Annotated in this window: 21 protein-coding genes and 1 pseudogene; 10 read left to right on the forward strand and 12 right to left on the reverse strand. The window is 60.6% G+C overall.

Annotation, left to right across the window (positions count from 1 at the left end; all coding sequences use genetic code 11):
* Nucleotides 1-33: 33 nt before the first annotated feature.
* From IEW00_RS16200 to IEW00_RS16240, 9 genes are all read left to right on the forward strand, one after another.
* Complete coding sequence (locus tag IEW00_RS16200) at nucleotides 34-438, forward strand: flagellar biosynthesis repressor FlbT (protein ID WP_188515455.1); 405 nt, start codon at nucleotides 34-36, stop codon at nucleotides 436-438.
* A gap of 13 nt (nucleotides 439-451) precedes the next feature.
* The gene (gene fliI, locus IEW00_RS16205; protein ID WP_188515456.1) at nucleotides 452-1,777 is read left to right on the forward strand and encodes a flagellar protein export ATPase FliI; all 1,326 of its coding nucleotides are present in this window, start codon (nucleotides 452-454) and stop codon (nucleotides 1,775-1,777) included.
* On the forward strand, nucleotides 1,774-2,220 hold the full coding sequence (locus IEW00_RS16210; RefSeq protein ID WP_188515457.1) for a hypothetical protein: 447 nt from the start codon (nucleotides 1,774-1,776) through the stop codon (nucleotides 2,218-2,220). The genes fliI and IEW00_RS16210 overlap by 4 nt, the downstream gene beginning before the upstream one ends.
* Nucleotides 2,217-3,221: a peptidoglycan-binding protein gene (locus IEW00_RS16215; RefSeq protein ID WP_308419343.1), complete on the forward strand. Its 1,005-nt coding sequence runs from the start codon at nucleotides 2,217-2,219 to the stop codon at nucleotides 3,219-3,221. The genes IEW00_RS16210 and IEW00_RS16215 overlap by 4 nt, the downstream gene beginning before the upstream one ends.
* Before the next feature lie 401 nt (nucleotides 3,222-3,622).
* Nucleotides 3,623-4,549, forward strand: coding sequence for a sigma factor (locus IEW00_RS16220; RefSeq protein ID WP_229737095.1), 927 nt, complete (start codon nucleotides 3,623-3,625; stop codon nucleotides 4,547-4,549).
* Between the two features lie 188 nt (nucleotides 4,550-4,737).
* Nucleotides 4,738-5,277: a hypothetical protein gene (locus tag IEW00_RS16225; RefSeq protein ID WP_188515459.1), complete on the forward strand. Its 540-nt coding sequence runs from the start codon at nucleotides 4,738-4,740 to the stop codon at nucleotides 5,275-5,277.
* Between the two features lie 252 nt (nucleotides 5,278-5,529).
* Nucleotides 5,530-5,901 (forward strand): response regulator, encoded by a 372-nt coding sequence (locus IEW00_RS16230; protein WP_188515460.1) that lies wholly within the window; start codon nucleotides 5,530-5,532, stop codon nucleotides 5,899-5,901.
* 20 nt (nucleotides 5,902-5,921) lie between these two features.
* Nucleotides 5,922-8,246: an ATP-binding protein gene (locus IEW00_RS16235; protein ID WP_188515461.1), complete on the forward strand. Its 2,325-nt coding sequence runs from the start codon at nucleotides 5,922-5,924 to the stop codon at nucleotides 8,244-8,246.
* Nucleotides 8,185-9,369, forward strand: a complete 1,185-nt coding sequence (locus IEW00_RS16240) for an EAL domain-containing protein (protein ID WP_188515462.1) — start codon at nucleotides 8,185-8,187, stop codon at nucleotides 9,367-9,369. The genes IEW00_RS16235 and IEW00_RS16240 overlap by 62 nt, the downstream gene beginning before the upstream one ends.
* Before the next feature lie 201 nt (nucleotides 9,370-9,570).
* Here IEW00_RS16240 and IEW00_RS16245 read toward each other — a convergent pair whose 3' ends face one another.
* From IEW00_RS16245 to IEW00_RS16285, 9 genes are all read right to left on the reverse strand, one after another.
* On the reverse strand, nucleotides 9,571-11,481 hold the full coding sequence (locus IEW00_RS16245; protein WP_188515463.1) for a methyl-accepting chemotaxis protein: 1,911 nt from the start codon (nucleotides 11,479-11,481) through the stop codon (nucleotides 9,571-9,573).
* A 43-nt stretch (nucleotides 11,482-11,524) separates the two neighbouring features.
* Nucleotides 11,525-13,105: a protoglobin domain-containing protein gene (locus IEW00_RS16250; RefSeq protein ID WP_188515464.1), complete on the reverse strand. Its 1,581-nt coding sequence runs from the start codon at nucleotides 13,103-13,105 to the stop codon at nucleotides 11,525-11,527.
* A 28-nt stretch (nucleotides 13,106-13,133) separates the two neighbouring features.
* Nucleotides 13,134-14,486 carry a methyl-accepting chemotaxis protein gene (locus tag IEW00_RS16255; protein ID WP_188515493.1) on the reverse strand — a complete coding sequence of 451 codons (1,353 nt, stop codon included), beginning with the start codon at nucleotides 14,484-14,486 and terminating at the stop codon, nucleotides 13,134-13,136.
* 725 nt (nucleotides 14,487-15,211) lie between these two features.
* On the reverse strand, nucleotides 15,212-15,523 hold the full coding sequence (locus IEW00_RS16260) for a hypothetical protein (RefSeq protein WP_188515465.1): 312 nt from the start codon (nucleotides 15,521-15,523) through the stop codon (nucleotides 15,212-15,214).
* A gap of 23 nt (nucleotides 15,524-15,546) precedes the next feature.
* On the reverse strand, nucleotides 15,547-17,052 hold the full coding sequence (locus IEW00_RS16265) for a CehA/McbA family metallohydrolase domain-containing protein (RefSeq protein ID WP_188515466.1): 1,506 nt from the start codon (nucleotides 17,050-17,052) through the stop codon (nucleotides 15,547-15,549).
* Nucleotides 17,053-17,109: 57 nt separating this feature from the next.
* Nucleotides 17,110-20,094, reverse strand: a complete 2,985-nt coding sequence (locus tag IEW00_RS16270; protein WP_188515467.1) for a TonB-dependent receptor — start codon at nucleotides 20,092-20,094, stop codon at nucleotides 17,110-17,112.
* Between the two features lie 107 nt (nucleotides 20,095-20,201).
* Complete coding sequence (locus tag IEW00_RS16275; protein WP_188515468.1) at nucleotides 20,202-21,617, reverse strand: purple acid phosphatase family protein; 1,416 nt, start codon at nucleotides 21,615-21,617, stop codon at nucleotides 20,202-20,204.
* Nucleotides 21,618-22,096: 479 nt separating this feature from the next.
* Nucleotides 22,097-22,456, reverse strand: coding sequence for a hypothetical protein (locus IEW00_RS16280; protein ID WP_188515469.1), 360 nt, complete (start codon nucleotides 22,454-22,456; stop codon nucleotides 22,097-22,099).
* Nucleotides 22,453-22,866: a hypothetical protein gene (locus tag IEW00_RS16285; protein WP_188515470.1), complete on the reverse strand. Its 414-nt coding sequence runs from the start codon at nucleotides 22,864-22,866 to the stop codon at nucleotides 22,453-22,455. Before IEW00_RS16285 ends, IEW00_RS16280 begins: the two co-directional genes overlap by 4 nt.
* A 576-nt stretch (nucleotides 22,867-23,442) precedes the next feature.
* Between IEW00_RS16285 and IEW00_RS16290 the strand changes: the two genes are divergently transcribed.
* Complete coding sequence (locus tag IEW00_RS16290) at nucleotides 23,443-24,147, forward strand: thermonuclease family protein (RefSeq protein ID WP_188515471.1); 705 nt, start codon at nucleotides 23,443-23,445, stop codon at nucleotides 24,145-24,147.
* Nucleotides 24,148-24,351: 204 nt separating this feature from the next.
* Here the strand turns inward: IEW00_RS16290 and IEW00_RS16295 are convergent, their stop codons facing one another.
* The 3 genes and pseudogenes from IEW00_RS16295 to IEW00_RS16305 form a co-directional block, all read right to left on the reverse strand.
* A complete protein-coding gene (locus IEW00_RS16295) occupies nucleotides 24,352-24,639 on the reverse strand; it encodes a DUF6118 family protein (RefSeq protein WP_188515472.1) in 288 nt (95 codons plus the stop codon).
* A 42-nt stretch (nucleotides 24,640-24,681) separates the two neighbouring features.
* Nucleotides 24,682-25,062 (reverse strand): hypothetical protein, encoded by a 381-nt coding sequence (locus tag IEW00_RS16300; RefSeq protein WP_188515473.1) that lies wholly within the window; start codon nucleotides 25,060-25,062, stop codon nucleotides 24,682-24,684.
* 9 nt (nucleotides 25,063-25,071) lie between these two features.
* Nucleotides 25,072-25,653: pseudogene (locus IEW00_RS16305) on the reverse strand (Ti-type conjugative transfer relaxase TraA); the annotation flags it as partial.

The raw sequence follows: 25,653 nt of genomic DNA on the forward strand, positions 1-25,653 counted from the left end.
AATGGAACCACCAGACAACAAGGGGACATTCCAATGCTTCGCATCAATCTTCGGGACGGCGAGAAGGTCGTCATCAATGGCGCCGTGCTCCGCTCGGTCGGCCGAACAGATGTCGTGATAGAGAACGAGGCGGCTATCCTGCGGGGGCGCGACGTGATCACGCCCGAAGACGCCGACACTCCCGCCAAGCGGCTCTATTTTGCCTGCATGATGGCCTATATCGATCCCGATCGCCTGATCCAGCATCAAAGCCGGGTCCTGTCGCTTTTCGAGGAACTGTTGCATGCGATCGAGGCACCCGAGGCAAAGGCCAGCTGCATCGCATTCGCCAACAAGATTGCACGCTGCAGCTTCTACCATGCTCTGGCCGACTGCCGCGACCTGATCGCTTATGAGGCACAGGCGCTCGCCCGTTTCTCGCCCGCCTACGCGGCCTGACGAGCCTCTGGCGGTGCAGACACTCGCATCCGCAACCCGCGCCCTGCGCGCGCAGGAGCTCGATCGGCACTTCGGCAAGGTTGCTGCGGTGCGCGGTGCCCTGATAGAGGTCGAAGGCCTGCTGGGATCAGCGCGTATCGGCTCGCGCTTGGTGATCGATTGTGCCGGCAAGCCGGTCGATGCCGAGGTAACGGGTCTGGATCGCGATATCGCGCATTGCCTGCCGTTCAGCGAACCGCAGGGCATCGCCACCGGAGCGCGCGCGGACCTGATGACGCGCGAGTCGATGCTGCGCCCTTCAGACGCATGGCTGGGCCGGGTCGTTGACGGCATCGGTCGGCCGATCGATGGCAGGGGGCCGCTTCTGCTGGGTCCAGCGGGCCATCCATTCAAGGCGGATCCGCCGTCTGCGGCGACACGCAACCGGGTGGGCAACAAGCTCGAGACCGGCATCCGCGCGCTCGATATCTTTGCGCCGCTGTGCCAGGGGCAGCGGCTCGGCCTGTTTGCCGGATCAGGCGTGGGCAAGTCCACTTTGATGTCGATGCTGGCCCGCTGGGTCGAGACCGATATCGCCGTGATCGGGCTGGTCGGCGAGCGCGGGCGCGAGGTTCAGGAATTCATCGAGGACGATCTGGGACCAGAGGGTCTTGCGCGCAGCGTGGTCGTGGTAGCGACATCGGATTCACCCGCACTAATGCGACGTCAGGCCGCCTGGACGACCTTGGCGATCGCCGAGCATTTTCGCGATTCCGGTCGTCACGTCATGTGCCTGATGGATTCGGTCACGCGCTTTGCCATGGCGCAGCGCGAGATTGGGCTGGCCAATGGCGAGCCTCCCGCCACCAAGGGCTATACCCCCACGGTTTTCGCCGAACTGCCTCGTCTGCTGGAACGCGCAGGACCAGGCGGGCCGGGCCAGGGTTCGATCACCGCGCTGTTCAGCGTGCTGGTCGATGGCGACGATCATGACGAACCGATCGCCGATGCCGTGCGCGGCATCCTCGACGGACATATCGTCATGTCGCGCAAGATCGCCGAGCGCGGACGTTATCCCGCGATCGACATCCTCAAGTCGGTGTCGCGCATGCTGCCGCGATGCCACGACGAGGCTGAAAACGATCTGCGCCTCGCTGCTATTCGCCACCTGGCGATCTATGGCGACATGGAAGAACTGGTGCGGCTGGGTGCTTACAAGCCGGGTGCCGATGCGACCGTTGACGAAGCGATCCGCCTGGCACCGGCTATCGAATATCTGCTGCGGCAAACCAAGGACGATCGTGAACTCGCGCCCCAGGCCTTTGCCCGGCTGGCCGCATTGATGGAGCCCAAGCCATGAGAACACCCTTTGACACCGTCATTCGCACCCGGCGGCGCGAAATCGACCATATGCGGCTCACCATCCACGCCGAAAGCACGCGGATCGTCGAAATCGATGAAGCCAGCCAGGCGCTGCGCGATGAGCTTCTTGTCGAATATGAGGTCGCATCGCAGGCATGGGCCATGTCGACCGAGGCGTATGTCCGTCGCACCCTGTCAAAGCGCGCCCAACTCCATGCGCAACGCCTCGCCGCCTCGCAGGAAATCGACAGGTTGAGAAGCCAAGCCAGCGAAGCCTATGGCTCGATGGTGGTGCTCGAGAACGCTGCTGATGGATTCCGCTCTGAAAGCCGCCGCCGCCAGCAACGCGCCGACCAGCGGACGGTGGACGACCTGACTGCCTCGAGGAGCGCGCGCCGAGCCGGGTCCGAACCACTTCGCCTGACCTGCGACGAAGCATGATGCCCGTCACCGGTCTTGAAGCGCTGCCTCCTGCCGAGCGCGCGCGGGTGATCTACAGCCACGCCCGCGCAGAGCTGAGCGACCGGCTCTGGCAGGCGGCGATCGGCCGTGTGGAAAGCAACGGCTTCAACCAGCCTTCCCCCTGTCGGCATGGCGGTGAGATGGACCTGATGGCCCTGGTCGCTCCGTCGGTCCCCAGCCCGCCCGGCGCAGGTCCTGCGATGTCTGCGGTGTCTGCTCCGTCCCCGGCACCGCTGCCGACCGTCTTTGCCCCCGACCGGATCGCCCTGCCCGCAACGGTTGACTTGGACGGGCCGGGCAGAGGAATCGCGGGACCGGCAGCACTGGGGGCCAATGCAGCGCATGCGGCAACACTGCAGCGAGCAGCCGAGCGCAGCGGCCTGCCCCCCGCCGCGCTGGCCGCGATCGTCGATGCCGAAGCCGCCAAGCGGCCCGATGGCAGCTGGAACCTGATGTCGCGCAATCCCCGATCAAGCGCTGCCGGTCTTGGCCAATTCCTTTCGGGCACCTGGATCGGCATGGCGGAACAGCCGGGCAACTGGTTGCATGACCTGGCACAGCAGAAGCGCTGGCTGGGCAGCGACAATCGCGTCCTTCCGGCGGCGCGCGGCCCGCTGCTCGCGCTGCGCTACAATGCCGAAGCATCTATCCACTCGATCGCGGATTATGCACAATCGAACATCCGCCAGATCCGCAACGCGGGCATCCGCACCGCTGAAAGTCCACAGTCCATGGCACAGTTGGCCTATCTCGGGCACCATCTGGGTCCGGGCGACGCGATCCGCTACCTCAAGGGTGGACTGAGCGAAAACCGCGCCGCGCACCTGCTCAGGGCGCAGATCGGTCATGACCAGGCCAGCCACCGGATCAACCGCGCGGGCGACGCCACCACCGCACACCGAAACTGGCTCAACGGCTTCGTGACGCGGAACGTGCGGCCCGACCGCTTCAGTGGAATCGGGCAGATGGACGGCGCATAGCGCGCACCGCGCTGTCGCCGATTCCTTTCGGACTATTAACACTTTCACCATGCAAACCCTCGCGGACGCCCCCGTCCAGCCAGCTCGGTGCAATCGCGCATCGCTGGATGCAGGGAAATACGGACTTTTTCTGCGGTTTCCGCCAGACGGTCCAAGTCAGCCTCCGGAAAACCCCTAATAGGACAATACCGGAGACACGCAGGAAGAATACATTAGACAGAATATTGTAATTCTCAGCTCGCAACGAGATATCGCAGCGAATTTGGGGGTTACATACCATGTCGAAAAATACTGATGCACTTGAATTAGCCGTTTCCGAAGTACTCCAACATTTAACAACGGATGAATCGCCTAAGACGGCTCGTCAAAGGGCAGCCATTGATCGGGCATTTGTTAAAGTTATGAAACTCGCAGCACCTCGAATTCGTCATTTCATCCGTCAGTATGGCTTGAGCCGGTACCATGAAGATGCAGAACAGGTCTGCGCAATTGCCATCCATCGCGCTATCGGCGCCTATGACCCCGCCAAGGCAAAATTCACCACTTTCCTGAACTGGCAGATTCGCGGCGAGCTCCAGAGCCTGCGCTTCCGGCTGATGACCGATCATCGCCCCTCAGCGCGCAAAGTCGATGCCGTGACCATCCCCATCCATGCAGGAACGATCAACGGCGACGGTGAAGAAACCACGCTCGAGAGCCTGATCCAGGATCATGGCGCGCTTGAGCGGACAGAATGTGGGGCATCCGATTTCCTCGCCAGCGATACCTTCCGGGCCGTTGTCGATGCCTATATCGAAATGGAGCGCAAGGCCGGTCTCGAGCAGCTGCGCAAGCGGGCACGCACCCGGCGCCCATCGCCCGAACGGCGTGAGGCGCGTCCGGATCTGCCAGTCGGCTATCGTGGCCACCAGGGGGTGGAACCCGAAGAACTTGCAAGCCTTGGCCAGCGTCTCGAGCGCGACCGTGCCATCATCGAACGCAGCCTCTTTTCGGATGATACCCGGGCTGCACTCAGCATCGACACCAGCCTGACGCACGAGCGGATCAGGCAGATCATGCGCCGCGCCAGCAAGCAGATGGCTTCGCTCGTTCTGACCGACCCGCGCTTTGCGATGTTTGCCGAGCAGGTGACGACAAAAGCCACCGCTGCTACCGATGTTCAGGCACCGCCGCGCATACCTGCGACGATCCTGCCGGCCATGCATCAGCAGCACAACGAGATGGTCCAGGTGTCCGCGCCAAAGACCTCGGCTGCCGTGCCCCCCGCTGCCGGTCCTCGCTCGGTCAATCCACCGCGAGCCACCTCGGGCGCTGCGCTTTCTGCCTAATCGCATCTGCAGCCCGGCTGGCGATGCCAGTCCGGGCTGCAGCGTACCACAACGGGAATAAGTTCAGGGTCAATGGGCCGCCCACTACGCTTCAGCGTCTATAATGAACTACCGTGCCCAAAGTCATGCATCCCTTGCCCTTGCGGCCCCAGTCGTTGCGACCGAACAGCGGTCGCACGGCGCGCGCGATGACCACACGTCCGGGCCTGCACCTCCCCAGTGCGCACGCTGCCGACTTCCGCTCCGCCTGCGCCAGAATTCTCGACGTAAATGGTGCACTGTACCTCACTGGGACCATTGCCGGCGCGCAAAGTGCTCGGCCCGTTCGGCACCATCATGTCCCGCTTGTCGATGCCCGGCATCCCGATCTTCGGTATCCCGAAGTCCACTATCCCCAAGTCCGGTTTTGCCTGTTCGATGGATTTTGGAAGCGAATTGCAGTGCAGGCAGGAGTTGCTGATGCCGAGTTCGAGCAGGTCGGCGCGATCCTGCGCCCCCTGCTCGCCTCGCTCGCGCAACTATGGCCGTCCGATTGGGTACCCGAAAAGCTGGGTATTATGACCGATGGCAGCGGCATTGCCTTTTGTCCTGAACTACCAAGCCCCGAAGCGGGGCGCTGGTCGGAACGTATCATCTTAAAGGATGTCCGCGCCGTGGAACTGCTGCCCTTCGCCGCAGGATCACCGTGGTCGATCCTCAACACCACCGTCAACGCAACCCAGCATTGATGCTCAGGGGGGAACCACCTCAAACACCCCTGGCTCATGCCAGAATAGGCCTATGGTCCGACTTTTAAGCGAATTTCTTCAATTGCAACTAATCCTGCACAAAACTAAGGGCTTTGACACCGCTCAATGTTCGGACTGAAAAGTACGGCTAACTGATTATAAATGAATAATTCTTTCTGAATGGAGCACTTTTGCCGCCGAGGCAGAGGGGGGGTGTGAGATTTATATTCACAGAGTTATTGGGCAATTACCATGATCCTTGTTGTCGAAGATGAAACCGATGTTCGCGAAGAGCTGGTCGAGATGCTTGAATTGCGCGGGTTTGAGGTGCGTTCAGCATACAGCGTGGCAACAGCCATGGAGGCCGTTCGGAGCATTCCAGGTAACATGACCCTTTTGTCCGATCTTCGTCTGGGAGATGGCAGTGGCATGGACCTCATACGAATGATACGATCAGACCACGAGCTTAGCACAAGGGTCGCACCGATTATCCTGATGACCGGTCATACAGACATCACCGAGCACATCGAGCAGGCCATTGCCGCTGAGGGTCTGCAGATCATGTTCAAGCCGGTGGATCTTACCAAGCTCTTGCCGCTTCTGTGCAAGGAACAATTGCATTGAAATATGGTTCAGCCACGTTCATGCGGCGCTACCGCAAGCCGTCTTCCGAAACGAGACATATTCGTCCCCTGACAGTCAAAGCCTGGCTGTGGGCGATTGCGCTTGCCAGTGTCGCGATCGCTGCAAGTTCTTTCAGGATCGTGTTGGCCCCGGGATTTGAACTCTATCTTGGCCCGCTCTTCTATCTGCTCGCGTACCGGCTCGGCGGACTTCGTCTCGCGCTACCAATGGCGGTTCTGACAACGGGAGCATCGTGGTTCTGGTGGGGGCATGTGTTCACCATCGTGATGGCACTGGGCCATGTTTTGTTTATCCACCGGGCACGCTTCTTCACCCAGTCGCTGGCGATCGCAACATTCGTGTATTTCAGTACGATCGGCGCGGTTGCCGCCATACTTTTTCTTCATTTTCACTATGAAGCTTCGCCAACAATCATGATGCTGGCGATCATTCGCAAGATTATCAACGATGTGCTGTTGGCAGCGATCATCGATCTCGTCGTATCAGTGCTGTATTGCAATCTAGTTTTTGGAGGAGTGAAGCTAAGACGTAACGTCAGCCTGTCAGAGCTCCTGCCCGCATCGATCAACTTCATCGTGTTCACTTCTGCACTTTTGCTCTTCGTAAACAGCGTTTATCATTTTCCGCGTGAGTTTGGCGAATACCAGCAGCGTGCAGCACTCTCGGTCGAGTTACGGATTCGAGAGGGCCTGATTAACGATCGCCAGTTTCTGGGATTCATGGAAGTCGACAGCCACACCGTCGCGCCAAACAAGCTGTTTATAACGGATAGAGAACGTCTTGCTAAAACGCCTGCAATAATGCAGCAATTTAATTGTTCAATTATTGATGACGGCACCGTCGTTACCGGTCCGAATGACCGCAATACATTTGCATATTGGATGGATGCCTGCCACCTTGCGCGGGTAGTGGTTAATGATACGACTTATTTCTATTTATACTCAACCCGACCGATCGCCGAATCCGGCTATCGCGAAGTATTGCTTGCCATGATCGCGCCCTCCATTATCCTCGCTCTTGCACTGATGCTGGATATCTTCATCGTTCGTGCGCTGCGGCAGTCGATCCTGGCGTGGAAAGTTGTCGCCGAAGGGTTTGGACAGCTTAATCTGTCTCCACCACCGAAGCTTTTTTTCGCAGAGTTCGATCACCCTGTCAGAGCCATCGTCGCCGCCAACCACAATTTCGCCGTCGTCAACGATGAGCGCAAACGGATCGCGCAGGCTGTCTCCGAACTCAAACAGCAAATGGACCTCAGTCTCGCGGCGGATATTCGGTTCGATGAGACGACTGGTCACCTGGTCTTCAACGACATTAGCCTCAACCGCATCGCGCAGGAGCGCGCCCACCTCGTTCATCCTAATGATTGCCTGGCCTTTTCCGACGCTCGCAACAATCCAGAAGCGTTCATCGAGTTTCGCCTGGCCGACGATGAAGCGAACGAGTGGTATCTGCTTGTCGCCCGTGACCTGTTGGCACCAGGCAGATGGCGGTCGGGTTGGATAGTGCGGCTGCGCCAGTCGAAGCTCGCACAGAACCGGATGCTCCAGCAGGCACGTCTCGTCGAACTTGGCGGAATGGCTTCAGCCTTGAGCCATGAACTGAAACAGCCGCTGTTCACCATCTCGCTGTGCTCAGAAAACGGCAGGCTGCTGATCGACAACGGCAGCGACGAGAGCATTGCCCGCGCCTATGACAAGTTCGATAAAATCAGCGAGCAGATCAACCGGGCCAGGAGCATCATCGCGCGGATTTCTCGCTACGCCAGGATCGACAACAGCGACCCCGAACCACTCGACATCGCCGAGGTCATCAGCACGACCATGAACTTCATGCGTCCGTTGCTTGTCCAGCACGATGTCAAAGCCACGGTCGTCTGCCCCGATGACCTTTCGGTGCAACTTCTGGCGACGCGGGTCGGGCTCGAGCAGGTCCTCGTGAACATCATCCAAAATGCGGTGGACGGGATCGACACGCGCAGGGAGGCTGGCGCGCACACGATGGTGGGTGCGATCGAAGTGAACGTGGCCATGATCGATGGGCATCTGATCATCGCGCTGACCGACAATGGCACGGGGCTCACGATGAGCCGCCCGGAATCAGCATTTGACGCCTTTATGACAACCAAGATGCTGGATCACGGCACCGGGCTGGGGCTCTACATCTCACGCCAGATCCTGATGGAAATGGGCGCCAAGATTTCGATCGCATCGCGCGAGCCGCCTGAAACCGGTGCCGTCGTGACTATCGATTTCCCGGCCTTTGCTCTGGTTGAAAAGGAGCGAAACCAAGAGCAAACGCATGAGGAAGCCGACCGTGTCTAGGCCCAGCATCCTCATCATCGATGATGATGAGGATATCTGTAAGGAACTGATCTCGGCGCTGGGCAGCCTGGGATTCGCGTGTTCCTGCAGGGCAGGTCTCGACCCGCAGCTGCCGATCAACCAAATTAACGCAGATATTGTTTTGCTCGACCTGAGCATGCCCAACAAGGATGGCTTTCAGGTCATCGAAGCGCTGGCACGCGCAGAGCAGCCACCACAACTCATCGTGGCGAGCGGCCGCGAAGATCGGATCATCCGGGCCGCAGTGCGCAGCGCGCAGGTTGCAGGGCTCGATGTGCTCGGCTCGCTGAGCAAGCCATATTCGATCGCATCTCTGGTCGCGCTCGTGGAGCGCCACCATGTCAAGCTGGCCAGGGTCATCGACCGCCATGAAGACCTGTTGCACGCCCTTGCAGAGGACGATGGCCTTGAGCGCAACCTGCGAACGGCTTTCCAATCCAAGCGCCGGCTTTCGAGCGGCGTGATCACGGGGTACGAGGCTCTGCTTCGGCTGAGCGTTCAGGGTCAAGCCATCAACCCGGAGCTTATTTTCACTCCGTCGGCGGACCTTTCCCTGCAAATGAGGATCACGCATGCGGTGGTCAACCACGCCGCCCGTTTCGCCTCGATGCTCACCGAGCAGGGCACTCCGGTTCCGGTGGCAGTGAATTGCACGCCCGCAATTCTATGCTCACCCGATTTTCTGGGCATGATCACAGATGCGCTGGAACGGTGGCAGCTGCCGCCTTCGATGCTGATGGTTGAAATCACCGAGCACGAGACGGTCCATTCGTTCGAAGCGATGACAGCGGCTGCGAGCCGGCTGGCTCTGCGCCATATCGGGATTGCCATCGATGATTACGGGCGTGGAACAACCAGCCTTGAGCGCCTGTTCGACCTGCCGGTTTCCGAAGTGAAGATAGACAAGGAAATCTTCTGGAGATGCATCGATGGATCCGCTCCCTTGTCGCTGCTCAAGGAGGTGACCAGCTATTGTCGCGATCGCGGCATCGTATCGACGATCGAGGGGGTCGAAACGCGGTCTCACCTGAAGCATGCGCTGGCGGTCGGTGCCGACTATGGCCAGGGCTTCTTGTGGGATTGCCCCACCGTCTTCGACTGATCCTTGGGCGGCCAGTGGGAACATGGCACGGCTGGGCACGACATCGACGAACGACAGGGTTGATGGACGACAGGGTTGATGGACGACAGGGTTGATGGACGACAGGGTTGAGGGACGACAGGGCAGATAGGATGTTTGGCAGCGAAAAACGATGAAGGGCCGCCGCTGCGAAGCGACGGCCCTTCATCATGTGAGCATTGATCAGAAGTCCTGCCAATCGTCCGAACCGCCAGCCATAGCGGCAGTGGCCGGAAGGGCAGCGACCGGCGAGACATAACCAGACTCGCGCTTACGCTCGGGCATCGCTGTCGGCTTCGACTGCGACTTGACCGCTCGCGCGGTGACTTTCGAGTGACTTGAGCTGGACCGGGCGACCGCATGGTTTCCGGTGTTGAACTGGCCAGCCTGTTCGGTGAGCGAGGACACCTCGTTCAGCAGATTGCGCGCGGCGGCGCTGGTTTCCTCGACCATCGCGGCGTTCTGCTGGGTGGCCTGGTCCATCGATCCGATCGCCGCGCTGATCTGCGTGATCGCGACCGCCTGCGCCTGGTTGTCGGTCGCCATGGCACCAAGCGAACTGTGCACCTCGCCCACGCCTTCGGTGATCGCGGCCAGTGAACCGTCGACCTTCCTCACCGCGTCGACCGCAGTCACGATATCGGTCTGGGTGACGGTCAGCTGGTCACGCGCGCGCTTGCTTTCTTCCTCGGCCCGCATCGCCAGAGCCGACACCAGATCGGCGACCACCGCAAAGCCACGGCCTGCCTCACCCGCACGTCCGGCTTCGACCGCAGCGTTCATCGCGAGCACGCGGGTCTGGAAGGCGATCTTGTCGAGGCCTTCGATCACGCTGTCGATGCCCTTGGCGCTTTCGCTGACCCGGCCCATCGCCTGCACCGCTTCATCCACCGTCGAGCGACCACCCGACACCGTCCGGATCGCCTGATCGGCCTGCGCCACGGTGCGTTCGGAAGCATTTGCCGTCGCCTTGATGCGCTGGTCGATCTGCGTGATCGCCGCAGACGTCTCCTCCAGATTGGCCGCATTGCTCTCGGTGCGCCGCGCCAGATCCTCCGACGCCTGCGCAATCTCGCCAGAGCCGGTGCGCAGTTGGCTCGCGCTCTCGGCGACACCGCTTATCAGTTCACGCAACTTCAGTAGTGCAGTGTTGAAGTTGCTTTTCAGGTCCGCAAATTCCTGCGGGAACTCGCAGTCGATTGTTGAGGTCAGATCGCCCTCGGACAGGGTTGCCAGGCTCGCCGAGACGGTATCGACCACGCGTTTTTGCTGCGCCTCGGTTTCGACCTTCGCAGCGGTCGCCGCTTCTAGAGCGACCGCAGCATCGCGAAACACCAGCACGGTTTTGGCCATGGTGCCAACTTCGTCGCCGCGCGCTGCGCAGGGAACCTCGACACGCGACTCGCCTGCGGCAAGCCGGTCCATGGTGCCGCGCAAGTCATTCAGCGGTCCGGTGATGCCGACCCTCGAAACGAACAGGCTGACACCGATGCTGATCGCGACGCCCGCGAGGCTTACCACCAGCAGCATGAACGACGAGCTGCCTGCATCGACGCTGATTGCCGTCGAGGCTGTTGCATTTGCGGCGATGGCAGTGTCATTGACCGCGCGAAGGTCTTCCGTGAATTCGCCAGCTTTCACGTCGGCCTCGCTCAACAGAGCCATCGCTGCAGCGTTTTCGTTCATGAGCCCAAGCTTGACCGCCCGCCGCGTCAGGTCGTGGATGGCATCGAGTTGAGTTTTGAATCCGGCCATATCTCCTTCCAGGCTGCGCTTCGCCGCAGCGGCCTCCTCCAGCGATGCCCGTCCTGATTCATAAGCCTCTCCTTCTGCAGCAGAGGCCGCGCGTGCCGCACCACTGTTCCCGTCATAGGCCATGGTGCGATAAGCGTTGTAGACCATGTCGATCGCCGCCCGATTGGCGCGGGCGAGGTGGAGTGGTGCCCTGGCTTCACTGACCATTATCGAATAGGCTTCGTCGGTTGCCGTTATGCTGCGCGATCCCCAAACGGAGACGGTCACAGTCACGGTACCGAGCATGAGCAGCAACAGCAGGATTTTTGTCGGAATTTTCAGATTGGCAAGCAATGTCATACAGGCGTCCTAATGAAATAAATGGAATGCGTTTTCAGTGACATCAGAAGTCCTGCCAATCGTCTGGGCTGCTTGCCATTGCGGCGCTGGCCGGAAGAGCTGCTACCGGCGAGACATACGCAGTCTCACGCTTGCGCTCGGGCAGCGCTGTTGGCGTTGACTGCGACTTGACCGCTCGCGCGGTGACTTTCGAGTGACTTGAGCTGGACCGGGCGACTGCATGGTTTCCGGTGTTAAACTGACCCGCCTGTTCGCTGAGCGAGGATACCTCGTTCAGCAGATTGCGCGCAGCAGCGCTGGTTTCCTCGACCATGGCGGCGTTCTGCTGCGTGGCGAGGTCCATTGATCCGATCGCCGCGCTGATCTGCGTGATCGCGACCGCCTGCGCCTGGTTGTTGGTCGCCATGGCGCCCAGCGAGCTGTGCACTTCGCCCACGCCTTCAGTGATCGCGGCCAGCGAACCGTCGACCTTTCGCACCGCGTCAACCGCGGTGACGATATCGGTCTGGGTGACGGTCAGCTGGTCACGCGCGCGCTTGCTTTCTTCCTCGGCACGCATCGCCAGAGCCGACACCAGATCGGCGACCACCGCAAAGCCGCGGCCTGCCTCGCCTGCGCGGCCGGCCTCGACCGCCGCGTTCATCGCGAGCACGCGCGTCTGGAAGGCAATCTTGTCGAGACCCTCGATCACGCTGTCGATGCCCTTGGCGCTTTCGCTGACCCGGCTCATCGCCTGCACTGCCTCGTCCACCGTCGCGCGGCCACCCGAAACCGTCTGGATCGCCTGATCGGCCTGCGCCACCGTGCGGTCCGCGGCATTGGCGGTCGCCTTGATACGCTGGTCGATCTGCGTGATCGCAGCCGAGGTCTGCTCCAGATTGGCCGCGTTACTCTCCGTGCGCCGCGCCAGATCCTCCGACGCCTGCGCAATCTCGCTCGATCCCGTTCGAAGCTGCGTCGCGCTCGACATGACGCTGCTCATGATGCCGCGCAGGTTCTCAATGGCCGCGTTGAAATTGCTCTTTACCGTGGCGTATTCGGGTGCGAACGCCACATCGATCTGTGCGGTGAGATCGCCGCGCGACAGGCGACCAAGTTCGCGTTCGAGCGCTTCGACCACTTCAAATTGCGTGGCCTTGGTGCGTTCAAAATAGATCGAGACCGACAGTTCCATATCGACCAGCGCCGCTTTCATGACAGCGATCATCAGCTCGACGTCGTCCTTTCGGCCGGGCAGCAGCCGCTTGAGTCTTGAACCACTCGCCAGTCCGCGGAAGAGTTCTTCGAGCTGCACCGCATAGGCACCGATGTACCAGCGCGGCTCGAGACCGATGAGCGCATGGCGTTCACCGATGCGGCGCACGCTTTCATGATAGGCGTCGTCAAACTGGGCGGAGGCGATCTGGCTCCAGTGCCGCGACTGCGCGCCCTTGGCGCTGTCGATATGCTTTTCGCCTTTGAAGAAGCGCATCGTATGCGGCGTGTTGCGTACGTGCGTGTAAAATCTGTCGAGCGCGCGCGGCAAAATTGCCTCGATCCGCGATCGCGCCGCAGCCAGCAATGATCTCTGCTTGCTATCAAAACCCGTGAATTCAAGCCGCGACGTCATTTCGGTATTCGGCATGGAGACTTATCCTTTGAAATAGCCGAACTCACGCAAAGGCACGGGCGGTTTGCGCCTGGACGTGCGAATATACGGGCTGCTGTCGGCGACCTGCCATTGCGGGCGCGTAGGAATCGGCCGGCCGAACACCAGTCGCAAAGCCCGCGGTCTGGTCGTTGAGCCTGTCGACCTCGCTGATGAGGCTGACGGCTGCGGCAGATGTTTGCTCGACCATGGCAGCGTTCTGCTGGGTCGTATGGTCCATGCTGGAAATGGCGGAACTGATCTCGGTGACCGCCTGGGATTGCGTCTGGTTGTCCGCCGCCATGCCACCGACGAGCTGATGCACCTCATTCACGCCTTCGGTGATCTCCAGCAGCGCCCCATCAACCCGCTCCACCGCATGGACCGCAGTGCCGATCTCCGCCTGCGTCACCGTCAACTGGTCGCGTGCGAGCTTGGCTTCCTCTTCGGCACGCATGGCGAGTGCGCTGACGAGGTCGGCCACCACCGCAAAGCCGCGTCCCGCATCACCCGCACGCCCCGCCTCGACCGCCGCGTTCATCGCCAGCACGCGGGTCTGGAAGGCGATCTTGTCAAGACCCTCGATCACGGCATCGATCCCCTTGGCACTGTCGCTGACCCGGCCCATGGCCTGCACCGCCTCGATGGTGATCGTTCGCCCGCCGCTCACCACATGAATAGCGGCGTCGGCACGCTCCACCGTCTTGTGTGCTGCTTTGGCGCTCAGCTTGAGCCGCTCATCAACCTGCGCCAGCGAGGCAGACGTCTGCTCGAGGCTTGCGGCGTTGCTTTCGGTGCGACGCGCCAGATCCTCCGACGCGCGAGAAATCTCGCGCGAACCGGTCCCGATTGCTGCTGCACTATCGGTCACCGCCGCAATCATCTGCCGCAAACTGGCGACCGCTTCGTTGAAATTGGACTTCAGTGCGGCATACTCATTCGGAAAAGCTGCGGTTACTTCAGTTGTAAGGTCGCCGCGCGATAGGGATGCCAGGTGCCCGGCAAGAATCTGGACGATCTCGGCTTGCTCTTGCGCCTGCTTTATCTGAGTGACCGACGCATCGCGAAAGCCGGACATCGCGCGGCAGATACGGCCGACACAATCCTGTTGCTCCATATACTGGATGGGGGAGCTCAGATCACCGGCGGCGAGTCCCTCCATCCGAACGGTGGTTGTCACATAGGGATCGGCAATGGCGCGCCGGTAAAAGGAACTCACGCTAGCCGAAATCGCCGCGGCTACAGCGCCGCCGACCGCCATCGCGACGTTCCCCATGACCAGCCCGACAAGGCCGATCAGGGCATTGAGTAAAACAAGCGACCCGAACGCCACGAGCAACTTCATTCGAATAGGCGCAACGACCTTAAACCATTCCATGCCAAACCTCACGCAATCACCGCTGGTCGCAAGAGACCACCATGTTACTATTGCGTCATATTATAGGTGGCGCGGGGCAATGCCGGGGTGGGCGGCGCAGACTTTTGCGAATGATGGTCCGGCTTGGCACTCTCGATGAATCCAAGCCCAACCGACCTGCCCAAAAGCCAGTCGACCTGCCTAAAAGAAGGTCAGCGCCCACCTTGCGCGCGACGAACGCGGTATCATGGGCAAAGCGGAGCTTGGTCTTTGCTAGAAAAAAATGATTATCAAACGCCGCGCAGAAGCGCGTGCATACCATTAATAGCGCTGGGCTCCTTTGCCGAATCAGGTCCGGCAATGCTCCGTGCGGGCATGAAATGGTGAGGAGTGGAGCGGGTAGAGGGAATCGAATTACATCAGTAACTACTTGAATTAAGTGTGGAAAATACCACCCCCACCTAAAAGGTCCATCAATCGTGCCCCCAAAATTTTTTAGTAAATGGGTTCGATTCCTTAGCGCGGAATCCAACTAATCAAATGAGCGATTCGGCAGGCACATTTGGACAATCATTTTAGCGATTTTTGTGTCTGATCGGCGAGCCTTGATGACGGCTCGCCCTTGGTGACATTCTGAAAATGGGGGCCTACCGATGGCGGGTTTCGGGCGCGCCATTGTGAATAGTTGCCGCTGGCTTGCTCCCCCGCTTGCTTGGCAGCTAGCGCCCCAAGGCCGGTCGCTCACATTATTTCGGGCGAACGTCCATTGCTGACGCAAGCCGCCGATCGGGTCGGTCGATCCGGGCGATCCGAAATACACCCGATCCCGTCATCCCGTCACGCAGCGCAAACCCTGAAGCGGACATGAAACCGCAGCAAGTTGTACTTGCCAATGAATATGGAACCAGCATGCTGCCGTCATGGTGACGCTTGGGCTTGGGCTTGGGCTTGGGCTTGGGCTTGGGCTTGGGCTTGGGCTTGGCATCGGCCCACACACACGGCCGATATACGGCAAAAGTCCTCACTCTATCGGTGCGGGTGGCGGAGACCAACGGCATCAGGTGCTCCGCCCGCACATACTTTACTTGATGGTCACGAATACCGGGTTGCCATAGAACCACAGATCATCCCATGGGTTTTCGCCCTTGGGATCGGTTTCGGGCTCGGCCTGGGTCGTGTTCGTGCCCCGCACCCGCAAGTAGAACGGCCCGCGAACGTTGTGCAGCGTGTGACGCATGGTGATCACTTCGCCCGAACGCGTCCAGTCCACCGAACCGAAGCGCTTTTCGACCCGTGTGCTTGGGTTGCTGTCGGTCGTCCGATCGGCGACGGGGCCGGTTACATCACCCGTGATCAAATCGACCCGCCCAACTTCGGGCGAATAGCCACCATGATTTTTGCCCGCAGGATCGCGCAACCGTATCACGACCTCGACATCGTCACCCGGCTGGGCTGCGATCATGCCGCCCATCGCGGCCGATTGCTTGGCCCCGCGCACCTGCACGGTCACACCCAGTTCGCTGATCAGGTCGCCGGTGGTGACGAACACCCGGCCATTGCGCAGACCGTCCAGCACATCATCATGGTCGCGGCGAGCATGAACATAGGTCTTGGAATACTCACCGGGCCAGAAATCGCTACCGCCGTCGCGCCAGTTGGAATGCGAATCCGACGTGGCGGTGATCCACCAGCGGCGCCCCTCCCCCAGCATCGAATCCCAGAACCCGCCGAGGCGCGCGGTCATCTGGTCAAACCCGCCCAACGTCGGCGAATTGCGATAGCCGCCGCGGGCACCGGTAGGGTCATTGCTGCCATCGGGATTGATTGCGCCAGCCTGATGGCCGGGAGCGCCTTCCATCCCTACCGAAACCGTCGGCGCGGTATCATTCCAGTTGCGGAATTCGGCAGGGGTATATTGGCCGTACACCCCGACATCCTTGGCCGACCGCGAAGGGTGGTTGGCGATCAGCACGGGCTGGTGCGGTTGCGCGCGCATATAGCGCAGTGCCTCGATCATCTTGGGTTCGGTATCGCGCGCTGGATCGCTGGGGAACGCCTCGCGCTTGGAAAACCGCGATTCAATATCACGCAACTGCGCACGCTCCCCCCTGGTGAACGGGATGATCAGGCTGCTGTGGTCCCCCGCCGGAGTATCGAACTCCATCCCGTAAAAAATCAGGATTTGCGGGACCGTATTGCGGGCAATCAGAAGCTGCGGATAGGCTTGCTCGAAGTTGAGCCGCGAGTGCAACGGCCCGCCGTGATCGGTCGAGACCATCCAGTTCAGTCCAAAGCTCGATCCCATCTGCGCGTTGCGCGCGATCGTGTAGCGCCCGTCCTTTCCCAGCAGCGGCTTGGGTGCTGCTTCAGGCGCAGCAGGATCAGCCTGATAGCTGGCGCTGAACTCGCTGTGGATATGGTGATCGCCCGACAGCCAGGTGCGGCCCTTGGCCGATCTGGCAGCTTTGGCGGACGATGGGCCGCCATCCGCCTTCGCTTCGGCCAGCCCGCCATGGCCATCATGCGCCATCAGCGCGGTTGCCGGAAGCAGGCCTGCCAGAGCCAGACACAGGGTAAATGACTTCATGATCGTTTCCTTAAAACTGGCAGGCACTGCGCCCGGATTGCGTCCAAGATGACCTGCTTAGCGGCTGCCGCTGCCGCCCAGGTTTATGCGCACCCCGGCCATGAACCGGGCACCGAACTTTTCAAATTCGATGGTGCGCGAAGGATCGCCGACATAACGGATGCCGGGCTCGTCAAGCAGGTTGTTGGCATCGACGAACATCTCGACCCGCGAGTTGATGGCGTAGCGAGCAGACAGATCCAGCCGACCCACGCTGCTCCAGAAGTTGTCGCCGACCACCGGATCGCCGCCCAGGCTGTCCAGCCACGCATCGCGCTTCTGCCAGCTGGCGCGCAGCGACAGGCCATATTGTTCGTAATAGAGCGATGCGTTGTAGATCAGATCGGACGCGCCCGGCAGGGCAACATCGCGGCCATCGGGCGTCACGGCCTTGGAGTCGTTGAGCGTCACGTTGCCCTGAAAGCCGAAGCCCTGCAGCCATTCTGGAGCGCCGACGCTGCGCAGCAGGCCTTCAAACGGCTGAGAATAGGCGATTTCCAGCCCCTTGATTTCACCGCTGCCGCCGTTGATCGTGGTGTTGAAGAAGTAGACCGAACGATCGATCCCGTCGCTGTTGAGCACGTCGCTGCCAAACTGCGGCAGCTGCGAGTTGAACAGAACGTCGCGGACTTTCTTGTAATAGACGCCGATCGACAGGAAGCCACGATTGGCCATGTACCATTCGAAATAGGCATCCACGCCGACGGCCTTTTCCGGTGTGGCGAAGGGGTTGCCGCCCGAAACCGTTTCGGTCTGGTCGGAGAATGTGAAATTGGGACGCAGCAGCGTATAGTCGGGCCGTGCAGCGCCGGTGTTGACCGAAAGCCGCAGCTTGATCTCGTCGGTTGCATCATAATTGAAGTGGACGCTGGGGAATACCAATGTGTTCCCGGATTCGGCGGTGACGGGACGGAAGGTTCCGCCAAAATTGACCAAGGCGCTGCCGGTATTGTCGACCCGTTCGACACGCGCTCCGGCCACGACATTGCCGCGGTCAAAGAACATCGTTCCCATCAGGTAGCCGGCAAAGATCTTTTCGGTAACGACGTAATCGTTGTTTTCCGATGCGCTGGGCTGAATGCGCGAGGCGCCCGCAGCGATATAGCTGTCGAGCAGGGCTTCGCCGGCAGCGCTATCGAAATAGCGGAAGCTGTAACCGAGCGGGATGCCCACCTTGAGCGGGTCGTTGGATGCGAACGCTGCCTGGCTTGGGAGGGCAATACCGGCTGCGGCAAGATCCGCTGCACGCGCTTCGATCACCGTCCGGTTCGATTCCTTGGTGCGCTTATTGAACTGACCGCCGAACTGGATTTTGGTGTCGAGGCCGAACAGGCTGATTTCCCGGTCGAAGTCGAGCCGGGCGGTATAGGCATCGGTCTGGTCGCGCTGGTTGTTCCGCGTGAAGGTGACGAACTCAAGCTCGGTCGGCGTGATCGCATCGCGCAGCCGGCCCAGCGAAAAGTTTCCGTTGGCATCGACCAGTGTATCGTACAGCTGCACCTTGTGCAGAGCGGGGTCGCTCAGGTCATAGACGATGCTGGGACGCTGGGTACGGCTTGAAGGGCTGCGCCAGGTTGACTGGAACGGTGGTCGGCTATCGGCCTGCGCGCGGGTAAAGTTCAACCGCCAGCTGGCACCCCATTCGCCCAGGATGTGGTTGCCACCCAGCGTGTTGGTAAAGATGCGCTGGCGCGAAGAGTTGCTGTTCAAGGTGCTGTCGATTTCGGCGCCGAACAATGTGCCATTGAACGGAGTGTTGCCGGTGCGGATATCGGCATAGCCGGTGCGGCGGGCGGTCAGCTGGGGTGCGGTGCTGTCGGTCCGGACCGCGCCATCGTCAAAGTCGAAGACATAGGCGCTGCGCAATTCGTCATCGCGAAATTCGGTGTGAACCGAGCTGAGGAAGAACTGGTGATCGTTCGAGGGGCGCCAGTCGAGGCGGCCGCTGAATGCGGTGTTCGAACGGGTCAAACGGTAGAGCTTGTTCTGGGTGTTGTTGGCCCAGATCCGCGCTTCGGACCCCGGCAGGCGATCTTCCGGTGCGATCTCCCAACCCGCTTCAAAGTTGTCGGTGATCATGTCGACTTCGAAGCGCGACGCCGACAGCAGGATGCCGATGGTGTCGTTGAAGAACCGGTCCGAGACATGCGTCGTGACGTTGTACTGACGGCCACCGCCCAGCTCCGAAAAGCCCAGCCCGAGATCGGCTGCGACCTTCAGACCGGGATAGTCGAATGCGCTCCGCGTCAGGATGTCAACTTGCCCGGCGACCGCCTCGCCGGTCAGATCGGCGGTGACGGCCTTGCGCACCGCCACCTTGCTGGCGATGGCCGACGGGATCGTATCAAAGCGGGTGGTGCGGCCAGCCGGGCTGATCACGTTGATCCCGTCGAAGGAAATCGTCGTCCAGTTGGTGCGCGCACCGCGCAGGCTGATGAAACGATCCTGCCCCTGGTCGCGCTGCACCGCGACGCCGGGCAACCGGCCGAGCGATGCGGCGATGTTCTGATCAGGAAAGCGGCCGATGCTGTCTGCGGCGATAACGCTGACCAGAGCATTGGAAGAGCGCTGCAACTGCAGGGCGGCGGCCTCCGATTCTGCGATCGGACGCGAGGCGGTGACGACGATCTGCCCGTCTTCCCTCACTGTCTGGCTTCCCCCCACAGTCACGCGCATTTCGGCGGCGGTTTGCGCGGTGACGGACACGGTCTGCTCGACAGGATCGCTGCCGAAGTAGCGGACTCGCACGCGAACCTCACCGACCGGTGCGCTGCGGATGACAAAGCGGCCATCGGTCCCGGTCGTGGCGACCAGGTTCGATCCTTCCACCTGGACGGTGGCGCCGGCAACAAGGTTGCCATTGCTGTCGACCACCACGCCGCCGATCTGGCCGGTTTCGGTGGCAGCCATGCTGGTGTCCGAACTCTGGGCAAAGGCGGGCATCGAGGCCATCAGGCAGAGCGCAGCACCAGCGAGCAGGCCTGCACGGTAAGAAGTATTCATGTCGATCTCCATTGGCAACAGAAAGTCAATTCCACGCGGAGACTCCGCGCAGACGAAAATAAATCGAAATAATGAGTGAAGTTATTGCTCGTGACGTACTGTCACGATCAGAAGTTTGGCCCCTTATAAGGCAGGCTATTGTCAAACCGTCGGGTAGGCGGTGCATCCTTGTCGTTCTCGATCAGACGCTTCGTACTTCCGCGCTTTTCAAGCTCGACATGGTCATAGGCTTCACCGTCTGTCGTGTAGGCGGTGTAGCTCAGCCGATCGCCATCGATGCCGATCACCTGAAAGAATTGGCCGTTCTCGCCCTGCCGCTCAAGCTTGACACCGGTCGGTGCGTAATCGTCCCAGCCCTGCTTGCGGAACTGGTATTGCTTGGGACCTGACACCGAATTGACGAACATGGTCGTCAAGCTGTCGCCCACCACAAATCCGCGCCGGCGAGGCTCTTGTATGCCGGCATCCAGCAAACCACGGGCGTAGGTATGATCATGGCCCTGCAGCACCAGATCTACGTTGTGGCGGAGCAGTATCGGCAAGACCAGATCGCGCAATTTCGGACTGTCCCGGTCGCCGCCCGAGCTGAACACTGGGTGATGCATCGTCACGATCCGCCAGCGCGCCTTTGATGCCTTCAGGTTCGCATCGAGCCATTGGGCCTGCGGCGCCATGTCGCGCTGGTTGGTGTCGAGCACGAAGACATCCAGATCGGCGCTGTACTTTACAACATAGGCCGTCTCATGGACCTCGCCTGGCAGGCTGGGGTCGACCGGCAAACGGAATTGCGGACGCCAAAGATGGCTGAGCAACTTCATCCGATCGCCTTCGCCTGGCGCGGTCTGATCGTATTCGTGATTTCCGGCCACCGGGATTGCGGGAACCATCGCATGGATGAAGCTGCCCGCCTTGAACCACTCGGCCCATTCCGCATCACGGCTGGCGCGGTTTACCAGATCGCCTGCGTGCAGCATGAAGCGCGCATCGGGCGCGGCCTGGAACGCGGCGCGAATGGTCCGCGACCACAAGGACAGCACGCCGTTCTGGGCATCGCCCATGTAGACGAAGCGGAACGGCCTTGATTTCGGCGCGGTGCGGGTCTGGAACCACTCGCTCCAGTGGCCATCTGCTCCCATCACGCGATACGCATAAAGCGTATCGGGTTGCAGATCATCGAAGCGGACCGAATGATAGGCGACCGCTGGCAGCGTGCCATTGGCCTCGATCGCGATGGCCGTATCGCCGAACATCGCCTTGTCGAGCTCCACCCGCTCGGTTTGCGCCTGCACGCTTCGCGCGGCCAGATCGATCCGGGCGTCCGGCGTGGCCAGCGTGATCTCGGCGCGGGCCGCCGTCACCGATGCTACGGTGCGCCAGCTTACCGCCAACGACGTCGCAGGATCCGCTTCGAACGTGGCGATAACCCGGTCGGGCCACACACTGGCGTCCTGCCATGGCGGAGTCTTGTGATCCCCGTCATGGGCGAACAGCGGCCCTGCACTCATAGCCAAGGCGACAGCCATGAGCCCGGCCAATGCGGTATTGCGAACCATAGAATGTTACCCCCCAAACCCTCGATCGCCGCGCTAGGCCAGTTAAAAGACAGCAGAACGCATATCCGGTGACATTCGTGTGAATTTTCAGGAATAATCGATCTAGGGCGGCGAGGGATTAAGCCGGTATCCGTTACCCATGTCGATGCATCTGTGGCCGGCAAACATTGGGCCAAAACGCTCTAGCATCCATTGCCCACACCAGCCGATCGAAACCGGGACCTAGGACGCAGCCTCCTGCATCCGAGATGCTACAACCCGGCCAGTACCGATTGTCGTCGGAGCAACGTTCGCCGCTTCAGGAATGGCACGATTTAGTTAAATAGGTCATTCCCAGCGGCGGTGGAAAACGTCCGTTAAGTCCCACACCCCGCTATCCGGGGCGATTGGCAGCGATGTCCGCTTTCAGGTAATCGGCAGGCAAGCCGTAATGACTAAAATGGGGGGCGCTACCCCGTCATTGTCATTCCCCCGCCGCCCCGACCCTTAGAACTCTCCGGCGGACTGAACTCGACCCGCACATTTAAACCATCACGGCCACGAAACTCGTATATGCGGCTCTCTAGGATCTCCTGATCGTCGAACGATAAAGGCGCGCTTAGTGATCGCCACTCATCCTTGACGACGCCAAGCAGCCAGTTCTTGGCCTCGAGCGTGAGCTGCCCGTTTCGCCGGAGGGTCAGCCCTGGGTCAGGGCTGTGACAGGATGCAGTAATCTCTCCGCCCTTGATACGGATGACGGCGGACTGACCATCCTCACAAACGAGCTTTCCGCCGGGTGGCCTCGGGAAATCCTTTTCTACGGTCACGGTGCCCTCCTGATCTCGATCGACGTCTCATCCTCGATCACCTGATAGTCCGGAAACGGAGCCCGCCCGACAACGAGCCCCCCAAGCGCGCGGGCAGCAGTTTGGCTGTCGCGTGCCTCAAGTTCTTGCTTGCGCACCAACCGCGCTAACTCTTCAGGCGTAAATCCCGAGAAGGATACCACTTTCTTTTCGTGCGCCAACACGGTGCACATGGCCATCTCAAACGTCTGTCCGTCGGCAAGTCGAGTCCCGAAATGATCCTCCAAGATCGGCGGGTCGGCTTGCTTCATGAATAGCCAAATGCCGAGCCCGATCAGAACTACGCCAAACAATGGGATGGCGATGGCGAGCCCAGTGGCTGTTGCTTCTGGCGGCCGAGGAAATGCCACATCCGTAAACAGCGTCGCCAAGGCCAGCACTAGCGGTGGGCCCGCTGTGAGAGCCGTGCCACTGCGAACTAGCAGTGATGCGAAACGAAGCTTGGGGTTCCCGCGGAGAAGCTTCCAAAACGCTTCGAACAATCGATAGCCGGATGGCAAAGGCGGGTCGGTCATTGGATTGCATCAATTCAACAAAGCTTGCTTGACCATAGGCTAGTGTGCCCGTTGTCGTAAGCACAAACACTAAGTCGATTGGAATAAAACGATCGGCAGGTTTCGAAATCAGATTGTCTGGAGCTGAATGACTGAGCTTGGGGCGCTTTGCTGACTGTATGCTCAGGGACGCCTCGACCAAGTGGACGAAGGCAGAATCCCCTTTCCTACATGGGAACATTAGTGAAACATGGAAGTCTGGAAAGGAGATGGAGATGATCCCCATCGACGGATCATTCTTGCTCGGAATCGCTGCCATTCTGTCCAGCCTGAGCAGCCTCTGGCGCATCACCAGGACTGCTGGTGCTTGCCGCACCTGCACCTGCATCGCCTGCTCAAGACAATCGCAACCTTTCGCGCGGTATATTGATAGCGATCGGAGGGGAAGGCGGCATGTCTGAATACGCTCGGTGGGTATCGACGGCTTTGGCAGTGGTGCTGCTTGCAGCATCTTCACACGCAATTGCCCAGGTGCTGACAGGCGATGCGACCGCAGCCGATGGGGATACCCTGGTCGTTGGCAGTCAGCGTGTACGCCTGTTCGGGATCGATGCCCCGGAACTCGACCAGAAGTGCCAAACCGATGGAAACGCCTGGCAGTGCGGCGAAGACGCGAAGCAGCGATTGAATGAGCTGGTCACAGGGCAGCGGGTCGATTGTCAGATCACCGGCACGGACCAATATGGCAGAAGCCTCGGCAAATGCTCAACCGAGTTTCTGGAGCTGAACGAAGCGATCGTCGAACTGGGGTGGGCTGTGGCCTATCGCGAGTACAGTCAGGATTACGTCGAAGCCGAAGAGCACGCCAAACTGCGCAAAGCCGGCATCTGGAACTCCACCTTTACTATGCCGTCGGTGCACAGACTGGCGACTGCGCCAAAGCAGTCAGATCCGGTGCCCAGGGTCATCGCCTCGAGGCCGCAGCTATCCAACCAGTCGTTCGCGGGCTGTACCATCAAGGGCAACCGCAATCGAAAGGGGCAATGGATCTACCACCTGCCCGGAATGCCGTATTACGACAGGACCAGGGCTGAAGAGTTTTTCTGCACGGAGGCGCAAGCCAGGGCAGCGGGCTACCGCCGCGCGATTGTGCGGTGAGCCCTCACCAAACCGAGCGGCCCGCCCCAGGGTGATCTTTGAACCGGAAGTGAAAGCGGTCGCTGGATTGCGGCCCGTGCTTTATGTCACGTGCACCATTGCTTTAGCTCAGCCCCGCCCAATTCAACGATAGCTTGCGCCGACGTTAATGGGGGCCGTGCCGCAGGGATGGAGCTGGTCCGCTAGCCGACCGGACAGGCTGCGTCATTGATCTCTCGCTTGAACCTCAACTGTGCAGCCGACGCTTCTGAGTTTCCTGTCTGCGGCGCGCATGGAGCATTTCCGGATGGCATCGCTGTTTGCCTCCGACAATTTGGCCGCAGCCTGGACGGCATTCCAGCGCTCAGGATCGGTGACCAAAAGCAGCCGCTCCCCTGCCTCCCAGCCGTTACGGCGCAATGCCGACATTGCCCGCTTTTCAGGCCAGAGCCAGTCTTCGGGCACAATCCAGTCGATCGCAGGCAACATGATCGCCCCGCCGATCGTACCCATTACAAGAGCTAAACCAGCAGCTCCGGCAAGCCACTGGTTCTGCTACCGCACCGTTCGCACCGAACCCGTCATCCTGGCGAGCGCGCTGGTAGCGTTCTGCAGATTGTTCTGGACGGCAGCCAGAGCGAGATCGGCATCCTTGTGCTTCTGCCGCGCAATAGCTTCGATCTGGCGACCGATAATCTCTGGCGTCAACGCCAGCGCGGGCTTCTGCGCCAACGCATCGATCGTCTCACGCAGGTCTTCGCAGCTCTGATGGATCAAGGCGAGGTCTTCGCTGTAATCGCGCCCAAGCAGATCCTGCTGCCGCTCAGCAAACCCATCGACCGCAGCCGTGACGCCCGCCAGCCGCCGCGCGACAGCCTCCAGCGCCTGCTCAAGCGGGATTTTTTCGGCGTCGGGATCAAGAAGAGAATCGTCCATCCCGCCTAGCTACATCCCCATCCCCGACCCGCGCGAGAGACCGAGCGATTTCTGGAGGTCCTGAGACAGCGTTTTCGTGCTCATAGCGTCCAGGCCAAGCTGTGGGCGTCGCGCGGCAAGTACCGACTCCAGCTGAGTATCACGCTCCAGCCCCTTTGCCATGTCGACCAGAGAGGCCCGCACCTTGTCCGAAGCAGCCGCGCTGCCGTTCTTGCGTAGCGCCCGATACTGTTCGGACTGCCGCTGCCACTGATCGACAAAGGCGTCCGCCCGCCGCTCATTGGCGGCGGCAACCCGCTGCGCATCGATGCGCAACCGTGCCTGCTGCTCCATCGCCTGGATCGCACGATCGGTGCGGCCCTTCACCGCCTCAGGGATCAGGCTGAGGTCCCTGTTCACCGCCTTGCGCAGATCACCAAAGCTCTCCGGCCGCAGCGTATTGAGATCAGCCCCGGCTTTGTTCAATGCCGTTCTCTGCGAAGCAAGTGGCTGAAGCCCCTTGTCGCGCATGGCGACGATGTCCTGAGCCACCCGCGCAAACCGCTGCACGGCCTTGTCGAAAGCTTGTTTGTCGCTCGCCTGTTCGGGCAA

This window comes from Blastomonas aquatica, assembly GCF_014639875.1.
In the GTDB taxonomy this organism is placed as follows: Bacteria; Pseudomonadota; Alphaproteobacteria; order Sphingomonadales; family Sphingomonadaceae; genus Blastomonas; species Blastomonas aquatica.